The following is a 16,721-nucleotide window of genomic DNA, read 5'->3' as shown; positions in this document are numbered from 1 at the left end:
GGTGGAGCCTCAGATCCGCCGGATCGGGGTCGACGACGTCGCCGACCCGGCGCTGGACGACTACCTGCGGATGACCGACGTGCGGCTGCGCTCGCGCATCGAGGTGGAGCGCGGGCTGTTCATGGCCGAGAGCTTCGAGGTGATCTCACGGGCGATGGATGCCGGCATGCAGCCGCGCTCCTTCCTGATGAGCGAGAAGTGGCTGGAGAAGTTCGCGCCGCTCACCTCCCGGTTCCCCGAGGCGCCGGTGCTGGTGGGCGAGGAGGCACTGCTGGAGCGGATCACCGGCTTCCACCTTCACCGCGGTGCGCTGGCTGCCATGCACCGGCCTGAGCTCCCGCCGGTGGCCGCGGTGCTGGAGGGGGCCCGCACCGTCGCGGTGCTGGAGGACATCGTCGATCACACGAACGCGGGGGCCATGTTCCGCTCGGCCGCGGCTCTGGGGGTGGATGCCGTGCTGGTGACGCCGCGCTGTGCGGACCCGCTGTACCGGCGCTCGATCCGCGTGTCGATGGGCACCGTGTTCCAGGTGCCGTGGACGCGCCTGCGCGCATGGCCGGCCGATGCCGATCGGCTGCGCGAGGCGGGCTTCGACGTGCTGGCCCTGGCGCTCACCGATGAGGCGCGGGCGCTCGACGTGGTGGACCTGGGGCCGGACCGGAAGGTCGCGTTCGTGCTGGGCACCGAGGGGCACGGCCTCACCCCTGCGACCCTGCGCGCCGTCCCCGATCATGTGGTGATCCCGATGGCCGGGGGAGTGGACTCGCTGAACGTGGCTGCCGCGAGCGCGGTCGTCTTCTGGCAGCGACGGGCGATGCTGGGGGCCGGCTGAGCCGTGCAGCTGGGGGGATTGTCCACCAGGATATTTCCATTCTGCTGTTCGCGCGATGTGCGCAGGGTGTTCGGGACCAGGTTTTCCACAGCCGGTGTTCGGGGCGGTTTCGGGTTCCTCCCCACCGGGTGGTTGTCCACAATTCGAACGACGGTACGGTTCCGGGTGCCGCCTATCACCGGTGGAGCATTGCTACGGGCTGACCAGTAGGTTCTGTAGGGCGGGGGCGCGTCCTGGCGGCTGGCCCGCAAGGGCGGCGTCGGGATGCTCTGGGTGTTCGAGGTTCCTCCCCATTCATGTGTTCTCCACATTTGTGTCCCCATTTCTTGTGTGCCATTGATCTGTCGGTGGCGGCCCCTAGGATCGAATCAACGAACGGGTCGTAACCTCGATCTTTCATCGGGCTGGTGAGCGGTCGCGGTCGGCGTCGTTGCCGGTGTTCAGCTGCTGATTCTGGCATTCGGGTATGACAGATCGTCGCAGTGTCCGTTGCGGGCGGTCGGGTTCCACTCCCGAGAAGAGATGCTGCTGGTCGTAGGGACGGGCGGCCTTGCCGGATCAGGTCTGCGCGACGGCAATGCGGAGCCGGTTGACGCCGGTTAGGACGGTGCGGGCTTCGGGAGCGTGCTGGGCGAGGTGGAGGAGGTTGTGCCGGCTGCGGCGCACGAGGGTCGCGGGGATCTCGAACAGCCGTGCGCGGAGCCGTTTGGGCTCCCACTTCCGCGCATCATGGCCGGTCAGCGCGATGGTCTGCATCCAGGCGACGAGCTCGCTAGCGAGCTGGATGATCTGGCACCAGACCTGGTTCTGCGCGAAGCCCTGCAGCGGGAACTTCATCAAGCCCATGTCCTTGGCGTTGCGGATCCGGTCTTCGCATCGTGCGCGGCGGCGGTGTCGCAGCTCGAGCACGGGAAGTTGGCCGCGCGGGGTGTTGGTCGCGAACGCGGTGATGCGCATCCCCTCGTGATCGGTGATCCGCAGCTGCGCCCCAGGATGAGGACGTTCCTTCCGCACGATCACCCGCATCCCGGGCGGCCAACCCTGAAGATCCAGCAGCCCGGTCAGTTCCGCGACCCATGCTCCGTCGCGGATCCCGTCGGTGTCGGTGTCGTAGGCAGGAGTCCACGTCTTCGCCTCATCGATACGTTCCAGCAGGTCGGGAGTGTTCGCGGGGAGGGTGAACCCGACTGAGTAGGCCAGACGCTGCCCGGTCAGCCACTTGACGAAGTCCTTGGTGCCACCGGCTCCGTCGGTGCGGATCAGGACCTTCTTCGACCCCCTTCCGCCGGAGGAGAGCAGACCAGCCGGGAGCTGCGCAAGGGCCTGCCTGGTGATGGTGATGTGATCGGCGGCGGTGTTGGAACCGGCGTTGCCGGGGCGCAGGTGGATCGCCAGCGGTTCCCCGGTTCCTTCGCTGCCGTGGTCCAGGAAAGCGCACAGTGGGTGGTAACCGAAGCCGCGTTTGAACGTCGGTGCAGCCTGCTCCTTCTCGCTGTGGACGTTGATCAGGGTGGCGTCGAGGTCGATGACCAGCGGATTCTGCGCACTGACCCTGCGGACCGGGGAGTGGTCGCCGGCCAGTGCCCAGGCCCGTTCCCGCGCGATGCGGCGGGCCTGGGAGATCGCCTCGACCACGGCGGGTGCGTCCTCGGCCAGCGTGGTCAGGGTCCTGGAGATCGTTGGGGCCGAGGCGACGTCTCCGAACAGTCCCGGTTCGCATCGCAGCAGATCAGTATCCGAAGCGTGCTCGCCGCCGATCGCGAGAGTCATCGCGAGGTCCAGCAGGACCTTCGAGGCGTGATGCTCGGCCAGTGGCTTCGTCCACGGATCCAGAGCTTCACGCAGCGAAGGGGCGAGGCCGGTGGCGTGGATCGTGCCGGTCAGCAGCACCGCGCCCGCATGCGCGGCCGCCGGGACCTCAGCGATGTCCACGCGCGGACGGGGGTAGAAGAACAAGGTAGGGTGGGACACCTGAAAGGTGCTCCTTCCGGCCAGGGATTACGAGACTCAACACCCCGCATCATCCCAGGCCAGGAGCACCTTTCTTTATGCCGTCCGTCGGGCGAGACCACACCCCCGTGAAATCTCGAGGGTAACAGGCTGCCGGCCAAAGGGGGTGTGTGATGGGGGAGCTGGATGATGGCGCGCGGAAGGAACGCGGCGATCAGGGGGCGGCACGCGCGAGTGCGGGCCCTGCCGCGCCTGCCACGCCCGCGACTGTCGAGCCGTCGGCAGCCCCGTCACCGGCGGCGCCCCCGTCACCGTCGGCGGTAGGCTCACCGCGCCCCCCGGTGGCACCACCGGGTGGAGATCTGGATGACCCGATCCTGGGGGATCTGCTGGTCGATACGGGCCTGCAGGAACTGCTCACCGCTGGCGTCGCCGAGTCCCAGCGCCTGGCGGTCGAGTACCGGCGTCTGGCCGGGTTCTGGCGGCAGCTGGAGTTCCCGCAGGGCGGTGACCCTTCCGGGGCCGATGAGTACGAGGCCGAGACCCTCGCCGTCGCTCTGGCCCTGCGCTGCACCCGCGCCACTGCCTACCACCGCATCAACGATGCCCACCGCGCCCTCACCGCTCTCCCGTGCTGTTTCGCCCGGCTCGCATCCGGGGAGTTCCCCTGCGAGTGGTTCCAGCGCCTGCTGCGCCGCACCCGTCACCTGACAGCCACGGACCTGACCGCCCTCGACCAGAGCATCGCCACCTGGCCGCTGGGGCAGCTGACGGTGGAGCAGTATCGACGCCGACTCTCCCACGCCCTCACCCGCATCACCGCACAGCGACAGACCCCGCCCCAGCACACCCCCGAAGGACGACGCCGCGTGGACCTGCTGCCGGTGGGGGAGGACGGCATCGGCTGCCTCCAGGTGATCGGCCCGATCCCCGAGATCCTCACCCTGGCCCAGCGCCTGGACGCTTCCGCCCGCGCCATCCAGCACACCCAGCGCCATGCCCTGGGGGCCGGGGAGCCCCCGCCCCTGGATCCCGACGGCACGGTCACCACCCACGGCAAGCCCCTGTCCCTGGCCCGGTTGCGCTACGAACTGCTCACCGGCGCGAGCCTGGACACCGACGGCGTGAAGATCCCGCGGGAGCGGTTCCGTCTCGCCGTCACCGTCCCGGCCCTGACCCTGCTCGGCGCATCCGAGGAACCCGGCACCCTGGATGGCACCATCCCCATCCCCGCCGTCATGGCCAGAGAGCTCGCCGGGCAGTGCGAGACCTGGCACCGTGTTCTCACCGACCCCGCCACCGGCGCGTTCCTGCCCCTGCCCGCCAAGGCCTACCGCCCCACCACGCGGATGCTCGAGCACCTGCGGCTGCGGCACGCCACCTGCGCGGTCCCCGGCTGCACGAGGCCCTCCTCCTGGGCCGCCGAGTGCGACCACATCCAGGAGTACGACCACGCCGACCCCACCCGCGGTGGGCTCACCGAGATCGACAACCTGCACCTGCTGTGCTGGATGCACCACCGGCTCAAGACCGCAGGCCTCATCGACCCTGCCCGCCACACCACCACCCCCGACAGGCCCGGGGTGACCGCATGGGAGATCCGTGCCCGCGCGAAGATCGCCGTCCAGGACGACACCGACCTGGCCACCCCCACCACCGTCGCCGAGCTCACCGCCGCGTGGCAGACCTTCGAACGCGACCGCGAACAACGCGCACTGCGCGCCCACCACAACCAGCCCACCACCCCGACCAGCAACGCCCGCCCCCGCCGGAGGACCCACCGTTCTGACAGGTTCGTGCTTTGCGGATCCTCGTCTGTCATACCCCTCCGTCACGCTTCGTACAACTGTTCGAAGCTATGACCTGCTTCCCTTGAGGACCATCGCCCACCGGCGTAGAGTTCGAACGCACATTCGATATGTGCGTGTCGATCGGCTGGCGGTACGACAAGCCCACGGGAGGCGGAACGGAGGTGGATCCATGACTGCGGTGACCCGCGAGAGTCCCGTCCAGCAGGAGCGTCTGGCACAGGCGCGTGCCGTCCTCACCGCGGCCGAGCGCAGCGCCGCCCGCTGGGGCGGGAGGATCGACCGCACCGCCCTGCGCCCCGTTCCTGCCCAGGGGTCCGCTCCCGGATCAACTCCCGAGACAGGGATGCCCGAGGGGGATGACGGCACCGGCGCCCACCTGCCCGTCCCGGAGCCGCTGGCCGATCTGTTCCCCGGAGTCGGTGTGCGTGCTGGCAGCTCCATCGCGGTCCAGGGCACAGCTCCCACCTCGCTGCTGCTGGCCCTCGCCGTCGCTGCCGCAGGGGAGGACTCCTGGTGCGCCGTCGCCGGGATGCCGGATCTCGGGCTGCGCTCTGCGCTGGATGCTGGGCTGGACCCCTGCCGCCTCGCCCTCGCCCCCGCAGAAGGGGAACAGCGCCCGCAGGTGCTCTCCGCCCTCGCCGACGGGGTGGGCGTGCTGGTGCTCGGCTCCGAGCTGGAGCTCGCCCCGGCCCTGTGGCGCAGCCTGCTGGGCAGGGCCCGCGCCACCGACACCCTGGTGCTGGCCGCCCGTCCGCCAGGCACCGCCGACATCACCCTGCACACCACCACCCTCGGCTGGACCGGACTGGGGAAGGGATCGGGGCGCCTGCGCAAGCGCCGTCTCCACGTCACCTCCAGCGGCCGGGGCATCGCCGGGCAGCGGGAGGTCCAGGTGCTGCTGCCGCAGGTGGTTGGCCGGATCGAGCACGGCACCGCTGCGACGCACCCCGTCGTCGTGCGCGCCGCCTCACGCCCCGCCCTGCACCCCGTGCGGAGGGCCGGCTGATGAGCAGCACCGATACCCGCACCGCCACCCGCATCGCTGCCGTGATCGTGCCGGACTGGCCGCTGGTAGCGGCCCTGGACCGCCACCAGCGCCGCACCGACTCCCCACCCGTGGACCTCGCCCTCGACCCGGTGATCCTGGTGGACCAGCACCGCGTCACCCACGCCGGCACCGCCGCCCAGCGGGCGGGAGCGCTGCCCGGCATGCGGCGTCGTGCCGCCCGCGCCGCCTGTCCGGACGCCCTGGTGCTGGAGGGCGACCGCGAGAGCGAATCTGCACTGTTCGAACTGGTGGCCGCCGCGGTGGACACCGTCGCCGCCGGAGTGGACGTGCTGCGCCCCGGCACCCTGCTGATGGCCGCCCGCGGTCCCGCTCGCCACCACGGCGGCGAGCCGGTGCTCGCCGAGCGCATCATCGACGCCGTCGCCGACCTCACCGGCTGGGACTGCTCCGTGGGCATCGCCGACGGTCCCTTCGCGGCCCTGCTCGCCGCCCGCACCGGCAGGATCGTCCACCCCGGCCGCTCCGGGGACTACCTCGCCCCGCACCCGATCGGAGCCCTCCGCGACGCCCCCGTCGGCCCCGGCTGGGGGCACCGCGGCCAGCCCACCGCCACCCGGGCCGACCGGACCGAGCGCCGACTGGACCTGCCCGAGACCGTCGACCTGCTGCAGCGCCTGGGCATCGCCACCCTGGGGGACCTGGCCGCCCTGCCCGCCGCCTCGGTGGCCGACCGCTTCGGCCCCGACGTGGCCACCCTGCACCTGCTGTCCGCAGGTCGGGAGCCCGCGCCGCCCGCCGCGCACCACCCCGCCCAGCCGATCCTGGCCGAGACCGCTCTTGACCCGCCCCTGGTGCGCACCGACCAGGCCGCCTTCGTGGCTCGTCCGCTGGCCGAGCAGCTGCACTCGATGCTGGTGGAGCGGGGCCTGGTGTGCACCCGGCTGCGGATCGTGGCGCGCACCGAGAGCGGCGAGGAGATGGAGCGCACCTGGCGGCACGACGGTGCGCTCACCGTGGCCGACGTCGTGGACCGCATCCGCTGGCAGTGCGACGGCTGGATCACCCGCTCCCGCCTGGGCGGTCCCGCCACCGGGGCGATCGTGCGGATCGGCCTGCACCCCCTGCAGCTGGAGCCGGCCTCCCGGAACGCTCCCGCCCTGTGGGGCAGTGCCGGTGAGGCCGCGCAGCGGGCCTCCCGTGCCTTCGCCCGTGCCCAGGGCCTGGCCGGGGAGGACGCCGTGCAGGTGCCGGTGCTGGTGGGAGGGCGCCTGCTGGCCGAGGAGGTGCAGCTGGTGCCGTGGCGCACCGAGAAGCCTCCCCGCCGGGTGGGCCCCTGGCCGGGGTCCCTGCCGCGGCCCGTGCCGGCCACGGTGTTCCGCACCCCGCCCCCGGTGCAGCTGCAGGATGCGCACGGCGATCCCGTGGTGGTCACCGCCCGCGGGCTGCTCAGTGCGCCCCCGGCCCGCCTGCTGGTCACCGCTCCCGGCACTCCCGCCCTGCAGCGGATCGGGCTGCGGGCGGGCAGCACCCACCCCGTGCTCACGCACGGTTCCCCCACGGTGATCGACGAGCGCTGGGGGACCACGGGCGGCAACCGTGCGGCGCGCCTGCAGCTGGTGCTCGCCGCCGCGGGGGAGGAGGAGGCCGCGGTGCTGGCCCTGTCCCGCACCGGTGAATGGTTCCTGGAGGGCGTCTATGACTGAGGCGATCCCCAGCAAGCGGGTCCGTCCGAACACCGTGGCACGAGGCATCTGATGGCCCGCTGGTTCCTGGGCCCACCCGCGTGGAAGGACCTCGAGGCGATCCTCTCGGACCGCCCCGCCCACCTGGTCTCCCCGCCGATCACCGTGGAGCACACCGGCAGGCGCAGGCCCGAGCCGCCCCCGCAGCCCCGCTCCACGCACCGCGTGGACTACGCCGAGCTGCACGCCCACTCCCACTTCAGCTTCCTCGACGGTGCCTCCAGCCCCGAGGAGATGGTCGAGCAGGCCGCCTCCCTGGGCCTGAGCGCCCTGGCGCTGGTGGACCACGACGGGCTGCCCGGAGCGGTGCGCTTCGCGCGTGCCGCCCGTGAGAAGGGCCTTTCCACCGTGTTCGGTGCCGAGCTGACCCTGGGACTGGAACCCGGCCACGCGCAGGCCGGCACCACTCCCGTGATCTCCCCGCCGCGCACCGGGGTGCCCGATCCGGACGGCGAGCACCTGCTGGTGCTGGTGCGCGACGAGACCGGCTACCGGGAGCTGTCCGCCGCGATCGCCGGCGCCCACCTCGACAGCGGTCAGAAGGGCGTTCCCCGCTACCGCCTGGCCGAGCTGTCCCGCATCTCCCACCAGGGCCACTGGCAGATCCTCACCGGCTGCCGCAAGGGATCGGTGACCCGGGCCGCCACCGCGCACCTGGCGCGCGGCGATCTCGACGGGGCCGCCCACGCCGCGGCCGACGCCATCGCCCGCCTCATCGACCTGTTCGGTCCCGGCAACGTCGCCGTGGAGCTGGTGGCCGGCGGGGGAGGAGCGGCCGACGAGCTGCACGACGCCCTCGCACAGGGCGCCCGCCTGGTGCGCGAGAGCCACGGCCTGGACCAGGTCACCCTGCCCCTGGTGGCCTCCACCAACGCCCACTACGCCGAGCCCTCCGCCAAGCGCCTGGCCGACACCCATGCCGCCCTGCGCGCCGGGGTGCCGCTGGCCCAGGCCGATCCGTACCTCTCGGACCGTCTCGCCCACCTGCGCAGCGGCCAGGAGCTCGCGCAGCTGCTGCCGCGCTACCCGCAGGCCGTGCAGGCCGCAGCCCGCCTGGGTCGGGACTGCGCCCTGGACCTGCGCCTGCTGGCCCCGGACCTGCCTCCCTCCCCGGTGCCCGCCGGGCACGACGAGGCCAGCTGGCTGGTGGAGCTGGTGGAGATCGAGGGGCGGGAGCGGTACGGGCCACGGCCGGGTGCCGGACGCCCCGAGCGGGTCCCCGGGGCATGGGCGCAGATCGACCACGAGCTGAGGGTCATCACCGAGCTGCACTTCCCCGGCTACTTCCTGATCGTCCACGACATCGTGGCGTTCTGCCGTCGGGAGGGGATCCTGTGCCAGGGGCGCGGCTCGGCCGCGAACTCCGCGGTCTGCTACGCGCTGGGCATCACCGCCGTCGAGCCCGTCGGCCACCAGCTGCTGTTCGAACGGTTCCTGGCCCCGGAGCGGGACGGCCCGCCGGACATCGACATCGACATCGCCGCCGACCGCCGCGAGGAGGTCATCCAGTACGTCTACCAGCGCTACGGCCGGGAGAACGCCGCTCAGGTCGCCAACGTCATCACCTACCGCGCCAAGCTCGCGGTGCGCGACGCCGCCCGGGCACTCGGCTACGACCCCGGTGCGCAGGATGCCTTCTCCAAGCGCATCGAGCGCTCCTTCTCCTCCCTCGCCCAGGCGGGGATCCCCGAGGACGTGGTGCAGCTCGCCCAGCAGCTGCGGGACGCCCCCCGCCACCTGGGCATCCACTCCGGGGGGATGGTGCTGTGCGACCGGCCCGTGATCGAGGTGTGCCCCGTGCAGTGGGCGGCGATGGCCGACCGCAGCGTGCTGCAGTGGGACAAGGACGACTGCGCGGATGCGGGCCTGGTGAAGTTCGACCTGCTGGGGCTGGGGATGCTCACCGCGCTGGACCACGCGCTGGTGCTGATCGCCGAGCACCACGGGCAGTCCTTCGAGCTGCGCACCCTGCCGCAGGAGGACCCAGCGGTGTACGACATGCTGTGCGCCGGGGACAGCGTGGGCGTGTTCCAGGTGGAGTCGCGCGCCCAGATCTCCACCCTGCCGCGGCTGAGGCCCCGCGAGTTCTACGACCTGGTGGTCGAGGTGGCGCTGATCCGGCCCGGCCCCATCCAGGGCGGCTCCGTGCACCCCTACATCCGCCGCCGCAACGGGGAGGAACCGGTCACCTTCATCCACCCGCTGCTGGAGAAGTCCCTGGGCCGCACCCTGGGTGTGCCTCTGTTCCAGGAGCAGCTGATGCAGATGGTGGTGGACGTCGCTGACTTCACCCCCGCCCAGGCCGACCAGCTGCGCCGTGCCATGGGCTCCAAGCGCTCCACGCAGAAGATGCTGGAGCTGTCCGACGCCCTGTTCACCGGGATGGCCCGCCACGGCATCACCGGCGAGGACGCCGAGGCGGTGCACCGCAAGCTGCTGGCCTTCGCCAACTACGGCTTCCCCGAGTCACACGCCTATTCCTTCGCGTACCTGGTGTACGCGAGCTCCTACCTGAAGTGCCACTACCCGGCCGCGTTCACCGCCGCCCTGCTGCGCGCCCAGCCGATGGGCTTCTACCCCCCGCAGTCGCTGGTCGCGGATGCCCGCCGGCACGGCGTGCTCACGCGGGGGCCCGACGTGCTGCGCAGCAGGGCCCGCACCGACCTGGAGACCGACGACGAGCACCACGGCTACACGGTGCCCACCGACGACCCCGGCCCGCAGGTGCAGGACCAAGCGGCACGACGCGGACCGGCGATCCGCCTGGGGCTGGACCAGGTGCGCTCGATCACCACCGACACCGCGGAGCGGATCGTCGTCGAACGCGAGCGCGGCGGCCCCTTCGCCTCCGTCCCGGAGCTGGCCCGACGGGTGGGGCTGAGTGCGAGACAGCTGGAGGCGCTGGCCACCGCGGGGGCGCTGGACACCCTGGCCGGCTCACGCCGGCAGGCGCTGTGGGCCGCCGGTGCCGCCGCCCAGGAGTCCCCGCACACCTTGCCGGGCCTCGCTGTCGGCGCCCGGGCCCCGATGCTGCCGGGCATGAGCGATGCCGAGCTCGCTTCGGCCGACGCCTGGGCCACCGGCATCACCCTCGATGACCACCCGATGGTGCTGGTCCGCGAGCAGCTGGGTGCCGAGGGGGTGCGGGCGATCGGTGAGTGCCGGGACGTGCAGGACGGCAGCCGGGTGCGGGTGGGAGGCGTGATCACCCACCGTCAGCGACCCCAGACCGCCAGCGGCATCACCTTCCTCAGCCTCGAGGACGAGACCGGGATCCTGAACGTGGTGTGCTCGGCTGGCTTCTGGTCCCGCCACCGGGTGCTGCTGCGCACCTCCCGGGCGGTCGTGCTGCGCGGGATCGTGGAGAACCGCACCGGTGCCGTCAACCTGGTGGCCGACGACGTCGAGCATCTCGAGCTGACCGCCGCCGGCGCCTCCCGGGACTTCCGGTGAGGGCCGGCGGCAGGACCGCTCGGAGAGAAGGCCGGCTCAGGCCGCGGCGGGGACCATGCCGGCCGCTGAAGGCGCCCGGTCGAAGCGGCGCGAGCTGCGGGCACCGCGGGCGGCCACCAGGGTCACCACCAGTGCCACCAGAGCCCACACCAGGATCGATCCCAGCACGCTCCACAGCGAGGTCACCGCGCCGCCCAGCGCGGCATGCACCAGGCCCTGGGAGACGATCGTCAGTGGCATCAGCGAGCTGACGGACTGCAGCAGCGGGGGAGCGGTCTGCACCGGCACGATGCCCACCAGCGCCACGGCCTGCAGCACCAACAGCAGCACTGAGACGATCCGGCCGATGCGGTTGCCCAGCACCGTCAGCAGCGCCTGATGCAGCGCCGCGAACATGACCGCACCGGCCAGTGCCACCACACCTACGCCGAGGGGCGACACCGGATTCACGCCGGTCGCCGTGATCACGGCCAGCACCGCCACGGCCTGCACCACGGCGATCACGGCGGCCGGGGCCAGGGAGCGCAGCGCCACCTGCCACATCGGCAGGGCACGGTCCAGCAGCCGGCCGGACAGCGCCGGCAGCAGCAGGAAGGAGGCGAACGCGCCCAGCCACAGGGCCAGCGCCACCACGAACGGGAAGGTGGCCGTGGAGGCACCGGCGGCCTCGTTGTGCCGCTCGCTGACCGCAGTGATCGGCTCAGCGCCCATCTCGGCCATCCGCTGCCGCTCGGACTCGGTGTAGGTGGGCACCTCGTCGGCGCCCTCCCGCAGCCCGGTGGCGAGCGCATCGGTGCCGTCGGCCAACTGGCCCGAGCCATCGGCCAGCTGCCCGGTGCCATCGGCCAGCTCGTCGGTGCCGTAGGCAAGCTGCCCCACGCCGTTGGCGAGCTCATCGCTGCCCTGGGCGAACTCGCGGGTGCCGTCGGCCAGCTGCTCACTGCCATCGGCGAGCGCCCCGGCGCCATCGGCACTGGTGCGGGTGCCGTCGGCGAGCTGACCGGCCCCGTCGGCGAGCTCGCCTGCACCGTCGGCGCTGGCGCGGGTGCCGTCGGAGAGCTGATGCAGGCCGGTGGAGAGCTCGTCTGCGCCGTCGGCGCTGGCGCGGGTGCCGTCGGAGAGCTGGCGCAGGCCGGCAGAGAGCTCGCCTGCACCGTCGGCGCTGGCACGGGCACCGTAGGCGAGGTCGCGGGCGCCGTCGGAGAAGTCGCTGACACCATCGGCGTAGGTGTGCAGCCCATCGGCGAACTCGCCCACGCCGTCCACCAGCAGGGGAGCGGCGTCAGCACTGGCCCGGGCACCCTCGGCGAGCTGCCGGGCCGGAGTGATCAGGCCGGGGTTCTCGGCGGTCCCGTCGCCGTTGAAGGCGGCATCGATGCCACCGGCCAGCTGCTCGATGCCCTCGGCGACGCCGCCTGCGCCGTCGGCGACGCCACGGGTGCCGGCCACCAGGCCGGGGTTCTGCTCGGAGCCGTCACCGTTGAGACCGTCGTCGACCCCCTGGACGTAGGCGAGATTGCCCTCGGCCTGCTCGCACAGCGTCTGCGCCTGCACATCGGCCGGCTCCTCCTGCGCGGTGGCGCAGGCCTGGTCGCGCAGGGACGTGGCCAGGCCCAGCATGCCCGGGTTCAGGGCCGTGCCGTCACCGGCGATGCCTTCGCGCAGCTCCTCGGCGCCGTCGGCCACCAGGGCGGCGCCGTCGGCGACGCCGCGGCTACCGGCCACCAGGCCGGGGTTCTCCTCGCTGCCATCACCGTTCAGGCCGAGGCTCAGGCCGTCGTAGGCGCTCTGCACGCCCTCGGTGTACTGCTCCAGCCCGGTGGCCAGCTGATCGGCGCCGGCCACCAGGCCCGGGTTCTCCGCGGTGCCGTCCCCTTCCACACCGCTGCGCAGGGCATCGATGCCGTCCAGCAGGCCCGGCTGGTCCGCGTTACCGGTGAGGCCGCCCTCCAGGGCTTCGGCCCCATCGGCCAGCTGCTCGGTGCCGGTGGCCAGCTCGTCCAGGCCCGAGGCCAGGTCGCTGCTGCCACCGGCGGCGTCGTCCGCTCCGGTGGCGAGCTGGTCCAGGCCCCCGGCGAGGTCGTCGGCGCCGGTCGCGGCATCCGAGGTGCCATCGGCCACCTGGTCCAGTCCGTCGGCGAGGTCGCGACTGCCGCCGGCGAGATTGTCGGTGCCGTCCGCCAGCTCGCCCAAGCCGTCGGCCAGGCTGCGCGTGCCATCGGCGGTGCCGCGGGTGCCGTCGGCGAGCCCCCAGGCCCCGTCGGCCAGGTCCCGGCTGCCGTCGGCCGCCTCACCGGCGCCGCCGGCCAGCTCCCTGGTGCCATCGGCGGTCTGCTGCAGGCCGTCGTCGAGATCGGCGGTGCCGTCAGCGAGCTCCTCCGCACCGTCGGCGGCTTCGTCGAACCCGGCGTGCAGGTCGTTGAAGCCCAGGTAGATGCCGTCGAGGTACTGGCGGGCCATCTCCCCGCCCATGGTCGAGGCGGAGGCCTGCGCGACGGCGGTGCCCACCAGAGCGTTGAGCTGGCCGCTGGCGTCGTTGGTGGTGACGTGGAGCTGGGCCTGGACAGCCTCGGGCGTGCCCAGGGTGCCCACCTTGGCCGAGAAGTCCTCGGGGATCGTCACCACCGCGGCGTAGGTGCCGTCGCGCAGGCCCTGGCGGGCATCGGAGGCATCGGTGAGGCGCCAGTCGAAGCCGGTCATCTCCGGAGCGTCCTGCCCGGTGACGGTGTCGGGCTGGGTGAGGGCTCCGGCCAGCAGGCGGCCGAACGGCACCATCTGCTCCTCGCCGTCGACCTCCATGGTGGTGCCCTCATCGAGGTTCACCACGGCGGCGGGCACCTCGTCGATGCGGTCCACGCGACCGCTGAGCGCCCACATGCCGACGGCCGCGACCAGCAGGGGCAGCAGAAGCACGACGATCAGGGTGCGGGGATGGCGAAGGCGGTTCATACCAGGGCTCCTTCAGGGGCGGGGGAGCGGTGCAGGGCAAGTGCGGTCAGACGGGTGGGGTCCTGCAGGGAGGCGCGCAGATGGCGCTCGGCGTCCAGGGCCTGCTCGCTGCGGGATCCCACCACCACGGTCACGCCCCGTTCCAGCAGCGCATCGAGCTGCGCGACGGTGCGGTCACCGCTGACGGTGGCGGCGTGGGCGAGGTCCTCGATCTGCTCGACGACGACCATGCGGCGGGCAAGGTCGCGGCCGGTGACGTCCTCCAGGCGGGAGGAGACGTCGGCCCCGGTGGGGATCCAGTGGGTGCGGGCCTGGATCACGCCGGTGTCCTGGGGGAGAAGCCGGTCATTCAGGGCGACCACACCCTCGGTGGGCTTGATGCGCCCGCCGATCAGCGACAGCAGCGCGGCGCGGGCCGCGTCGTCGGTGCTGCGCACCACCAGCAGGGTGCCCGGGGCGATGGATCCGCTCAGCGGGCCCAGCGGCTCACCGCCGTCCGGTGTGGGCACCACCGCGCCGTCCAGGCGCAGGGAGGCCCTCCCGTTGTGCTCGGTCCAGTCGCGATGCTCGAGGACGTGCTCGAGGCCCTCGCCCTCGACGTCGACCGTGGGCAGCAGGCGATCCAGCCATCCCGGCAGTGACCAGGCACGAGGACCCAGCAGGGCGAGCACGGCGGGCACCAGGGTCATGCGCACCACGAAGGCGTCCACCAGCACTCCCACGGCCAGGCCCACCGCGATGGGCTGCAGCATGAACCAGCCGGAGGTGATGAAGCCGGTGAAGACCACCACCATGATCAGGGCAGCGGCGGTGACCACGGGGGCGCTGCCGGTGAAGCCCCTCTCGATGGCACCCTTCGCATCGCCGGTGCGCACGAACTCCTCGCGCATGCGGGAGACCAGGAACACCTCGTAGTCCATGGCCAGGCCGAACAGCACACCCATCACGAAGATCGGCATGAACGCCACCACGGGGCCGTTGACGCTGACGAACAGTGGGCCGTTGAACCAGCCGTACTCGAAGACCATCGCGGTCACGCCGAAGGCGGCGCCCACGGAGAGCAGGTATCCCAGCGACGCCTTGATGGGGACCCAGACCGATCGGAACACCACCATCAGCAGGATTAGCGAGAGGCCGACGACGAAGATCGCGAACGGCAGCAGCGCCTTCGAGAGCATGTCGGTCACGTCGATGCCGACGGCGGTCGCACCGGTCACCGTGACCTCGGAGATGCTGAACTCCTCCTCCCAGGAGGGTCCGGCCTCGCGCAGGTCCTGGACCAGGTCCTTGGTGGACTGCTCGGTGGGGCCGCCCTCGGGGACCACGGCGATCACCGCGAGGTCCGCTCCCCGGTTGGGAGTGGCGATCTGGATCTCGCGCACGTCGGGGTGCGAGGCGATCTCCGTCTCGAGGGCCTCGACCACGCCCAGAGGATCGGTGGTGTTGATGATGTCGGCGGTGACCAGCAGGGGCCCGTTGTAGCCGGGGCCGAACTCCTCGGCGATCAGGTCGTAGGTCTCGCGGGCGGGGGTGCCTGGCTGATCGGTGCCCTGGTCGGGCAGGGCCAGCTCCAGATCCTTCAGCGGGACGGCCAGCGCTCCCACACCGATCACCACCAGCAGGATCGTCAGCGCAGGGACCTTGGTGACCAGGCGCACCCAGGTGGTGCCGAAGGGCTTCCTGCGGGTGCCGGTGGAGGGATCCTCCTGCGGGAGCGTGCCGCCGTTGTCGGCCATCAGGCGTCGCACCTTCCGCGGCCGCAGTCGCTCCCCGAGGATGCCCATGATCGCCGGCAGCATCGTCACCGCGACCAGCACCGACAGCGCGACGGTGGCGGCGGCGGCGATGCCCATGATGGTGACGAAGGGGATGCGGGTGACGAACAGGCCCACCAGCGCGATGATCACGGCGATGCCGGCGAAGATGACGGCGCTGCCGGAGGTGGCCAGGGACGTGCCGATGGACTCGGAGACGTCGTCGCCGCGCTCGAGGTTGCCGCGGTGTCGGTGCAGGATGAACAGCGCGTAGTCGATGCCCACTGCGAGGCCCAGCATCGCCCCCAGGGTGGTGGTGACCGAGGGGATGTCCACACCGGCCGAGAGCGCGACCAGGGCAAGCATGGAGATGCCCACCCCGACCACGGCGGTGACGATCGGGATGATCGCGGGCAGGAACGAGCGGAAGATGATCGCCAGGATGATGAGGGCGGCGACGATGCCCAGGACCTCACCGATGCTGAAGGGGATCTCGGCGCTGGAGAGCACCTGACCGCCCAGGTGGGCCTCGAGCTGCGCGGTGTTCGCCGACTCGATGATCTCCAGCACCTCACTCGGCGCGGATGCGGGGAACTCACCGATCTGCCCGTCCATCTGGAACTGGGCGATCAGGGCGGTGTCGTCCTGGTTGCGGGTGCCGGGGGAGAGCTCGTCGAAGGGGGAGGGGGCCACCTCCACGCCCTCCACCTCGCCGATCGCCGTCATCGTCTCCTCGATCGGCCCCTGCAGTTCGTCCACCGTAGTGCCGTCGGTGGTGCGGAAGACCACCTGGCCGGAGGTGCCACCCATCTCGGGGAAGCGGGTGGCGAGGTTGTCGATGCCGGCCTGCCCCTCCGTGCCGGGGATCTCGAACTCGGTGGAGAAGGAGCCGTTCAGCCCGAAGGCGAGGGCGGCGACCGCGATCAGCAGAGCCGTCCACAGGGCGACGATCTTCCACCCGGCCGCTGCCATGGCGCGGCCGAGGCGGTACAGGGATGAGGACACACGGCCTCCAGGCGGGACGAGGCGGACGACGGGGGAGACGTGCACCGCGACGGGATCGGGCCTGGTCCCGCACTCGAGACGATCTCGAACTGGAAACAGCGGTGCACTCGATACACTAATGTATCAGTGGGGTGCTTTCGTGAAGCTGAGTGCTTGCCAAGGGGCCGCCTCCAGAAGAGAGACCATCAGCACCCAGGCCCCTACGCGCCGATGAGG

Annotated in this window: 8 protein-coding genes; 5 read left to right on the top strand and 3 right to left on the bottom strand. The window is 71.9% G+C overall.

Annotation, left to right across the window (positions count from 1 at the left end):
• Position 1: 1 nt before the first annotated feature.
• Positions 2 to 832, top strand: coding sequence for a TrmH family RNA methyltransferase (locus tag IOE58_RS10590; RefSeq protein WP_193866355.1), 831 nt, complete (start codon positions 2 to 4; stop codon positions 830 to 832).
• A gap of 558 nt (positions 833 to 1,390) precedes the next feature.
• Here IOE58_RS10590 and IOE58_RS10585 read toward each other — a convergent pair.
• Positions 1,391 to 2,803: an IS1380 family transposase gene (locus tag IOE58_RS10585; protein ID WP_193866354.1), complete on the bottom strand. Its 1,413-nt coding sequence runs from the start codon at positions 2,801 to 2,803 to the stop codon at positions 1,391 to 1,393.
• A gap of 320 nt (positions 2,804 to 3,123) precedes the next feature.
• Between IOE58_RS10585 and IOE58_RS10580 the strand changes: the two genes are divergently transcribed.
• The 4 genes from IOE58_RS10580 (at position 3,124) to IOE58_RS10565 (ending at position 10,797) form a co-directional block, all read left to right on the top strand.
• Complete coding sequence (locus IOE58_RS10580) at positions 3,124 to 4,644, top strand: DUF222 domain-containing protein (RefSeq protein ID WP_193866353.1); 1,521 nt, start codon at positions 3,124 to 3,126, stop codon at positions 4,642 to 4,644.
• Positions 4,645 to 4,762: 118 nt separating this feature from the next.
• Complete coding sequence (locus IOE58_RS10575) at positions 4,763 to 5,599, top strand: hypothetical protein (RefSeq protein ID WP_193866352.1); 837 nt, start codon at positions 4,763 to 4,765, stop codon at positions 5,597 to 5,599.
• Positions 5,599 to 7,305 carry a DNA polymerase Y family protein gene (locus IOE58_RS10570; RefSeq protein WP_193866351.1) on the top strand — a complete coding sequence of 569 codons (1,707 nt, stop codon included), beginning with the start codon at positions 5,599 to 5,601 and terminating at the stop codon, positions 7,303 to 7,305. The genes IOE58_RS10575 and IOE58_RS10570 overlap by 1 nt, the downstream gene beginning before the upstream one ends.
• 51 nt (positions 7,306 to 7,356) lie before the next feature.
• Positions 7,357 to 10,797 carry an error-prone DNA polymerase gene (locus IOE58_RS10565; RefSeq protein WP_193866350.1) on the top strand — a complete coding sequence of 1,147 codons (3,441 nt, stop codon included), beginning with the start codon at positions 7,357 to 7,359 and terminating at the stop codon, positions 10,795 to 10,797.
• A gap of 36 nt (positions 10,798 to 10,833) precedes the next feature.
• On the opposite strand, the gene IOE58_RS10560 is transcribed toward IOE58_RS10565, so the two are convergent.
• Positions 10,834 to 13,746 (bottom strand): YhgE/Pip domain-containing protein, encoded by a 2,913-nt coding sequence (locus IOE58_RS10560; protein WP_193866349.1) that lies wholly within the window; start codon positions 13,744 to 13,746, stop codon positions 10,834 to 10,836.
• The gene (locus IOE58_RS10555; protein WP_193866348.1) at positions 13,743 to 16,505 is read right to left on the bottom strand and encodes an MMPL family transporter; all 2,763 of its coding nucleotides are present in this window, start codon (positions 16,503 to 16,505) and stop codon (positions 13,743 to 13,745) included. Before IOE58_RS10555 ends, IOE58_RS10560 begins: the two co-directional genes overlap by 4 nt.
• Between the last annotated feature and the right edge of the window lie 216 nt (positions 16,506 to 16,721).

Source organism: Brachybacterium epidermidis, from assembly GCF_015209585.1.
GTDB classification, from domain to species: domain Bacteria; phylum Actinomycetota; class Actinomycetes; order Actinomycetales; family Dermabacteraceae; genus Brachybacterium; species Brachybacterium epidermidis.
This window is presented reverse-complemented; position numbering and strand designations above follow the sequence as displayed.

What these genes read in the sequence shown, in the direction of transcription:
- IOE58_RS10570 (WP_193866351.1), top strand. Translation starts at nt 5,599, where the DNA reads ATGAGCAGCACCGATACCCGCACCGCCACCCGCATCGCTGCCGTGATC.
- IOE58_RS10560 (WP_193866349.1), bottom strand. Translation starts at nt 13,746, where the DNA reads ATGAACCGCCTTCGCCATCCCCGCACCCTGATCGTCGTGCTTCTGCTG.
- IOE58_RS10575 (WP_193866352.1), top strand. Translation starts at nt 4,763, where the DNA reads ATGACTGCGGTGACCCGCGAGAGTCCCGTCCAGCAGGAGCGTCTGGCA.
- IOE58_RS10565 (WP_193866350.1), top strand. Translation starts at nt 7,357, where the DNA reads ATGGCCCGCTGGTTCCTGGGCCCACCCGCGTGGAAGGACCTCGAGGCG.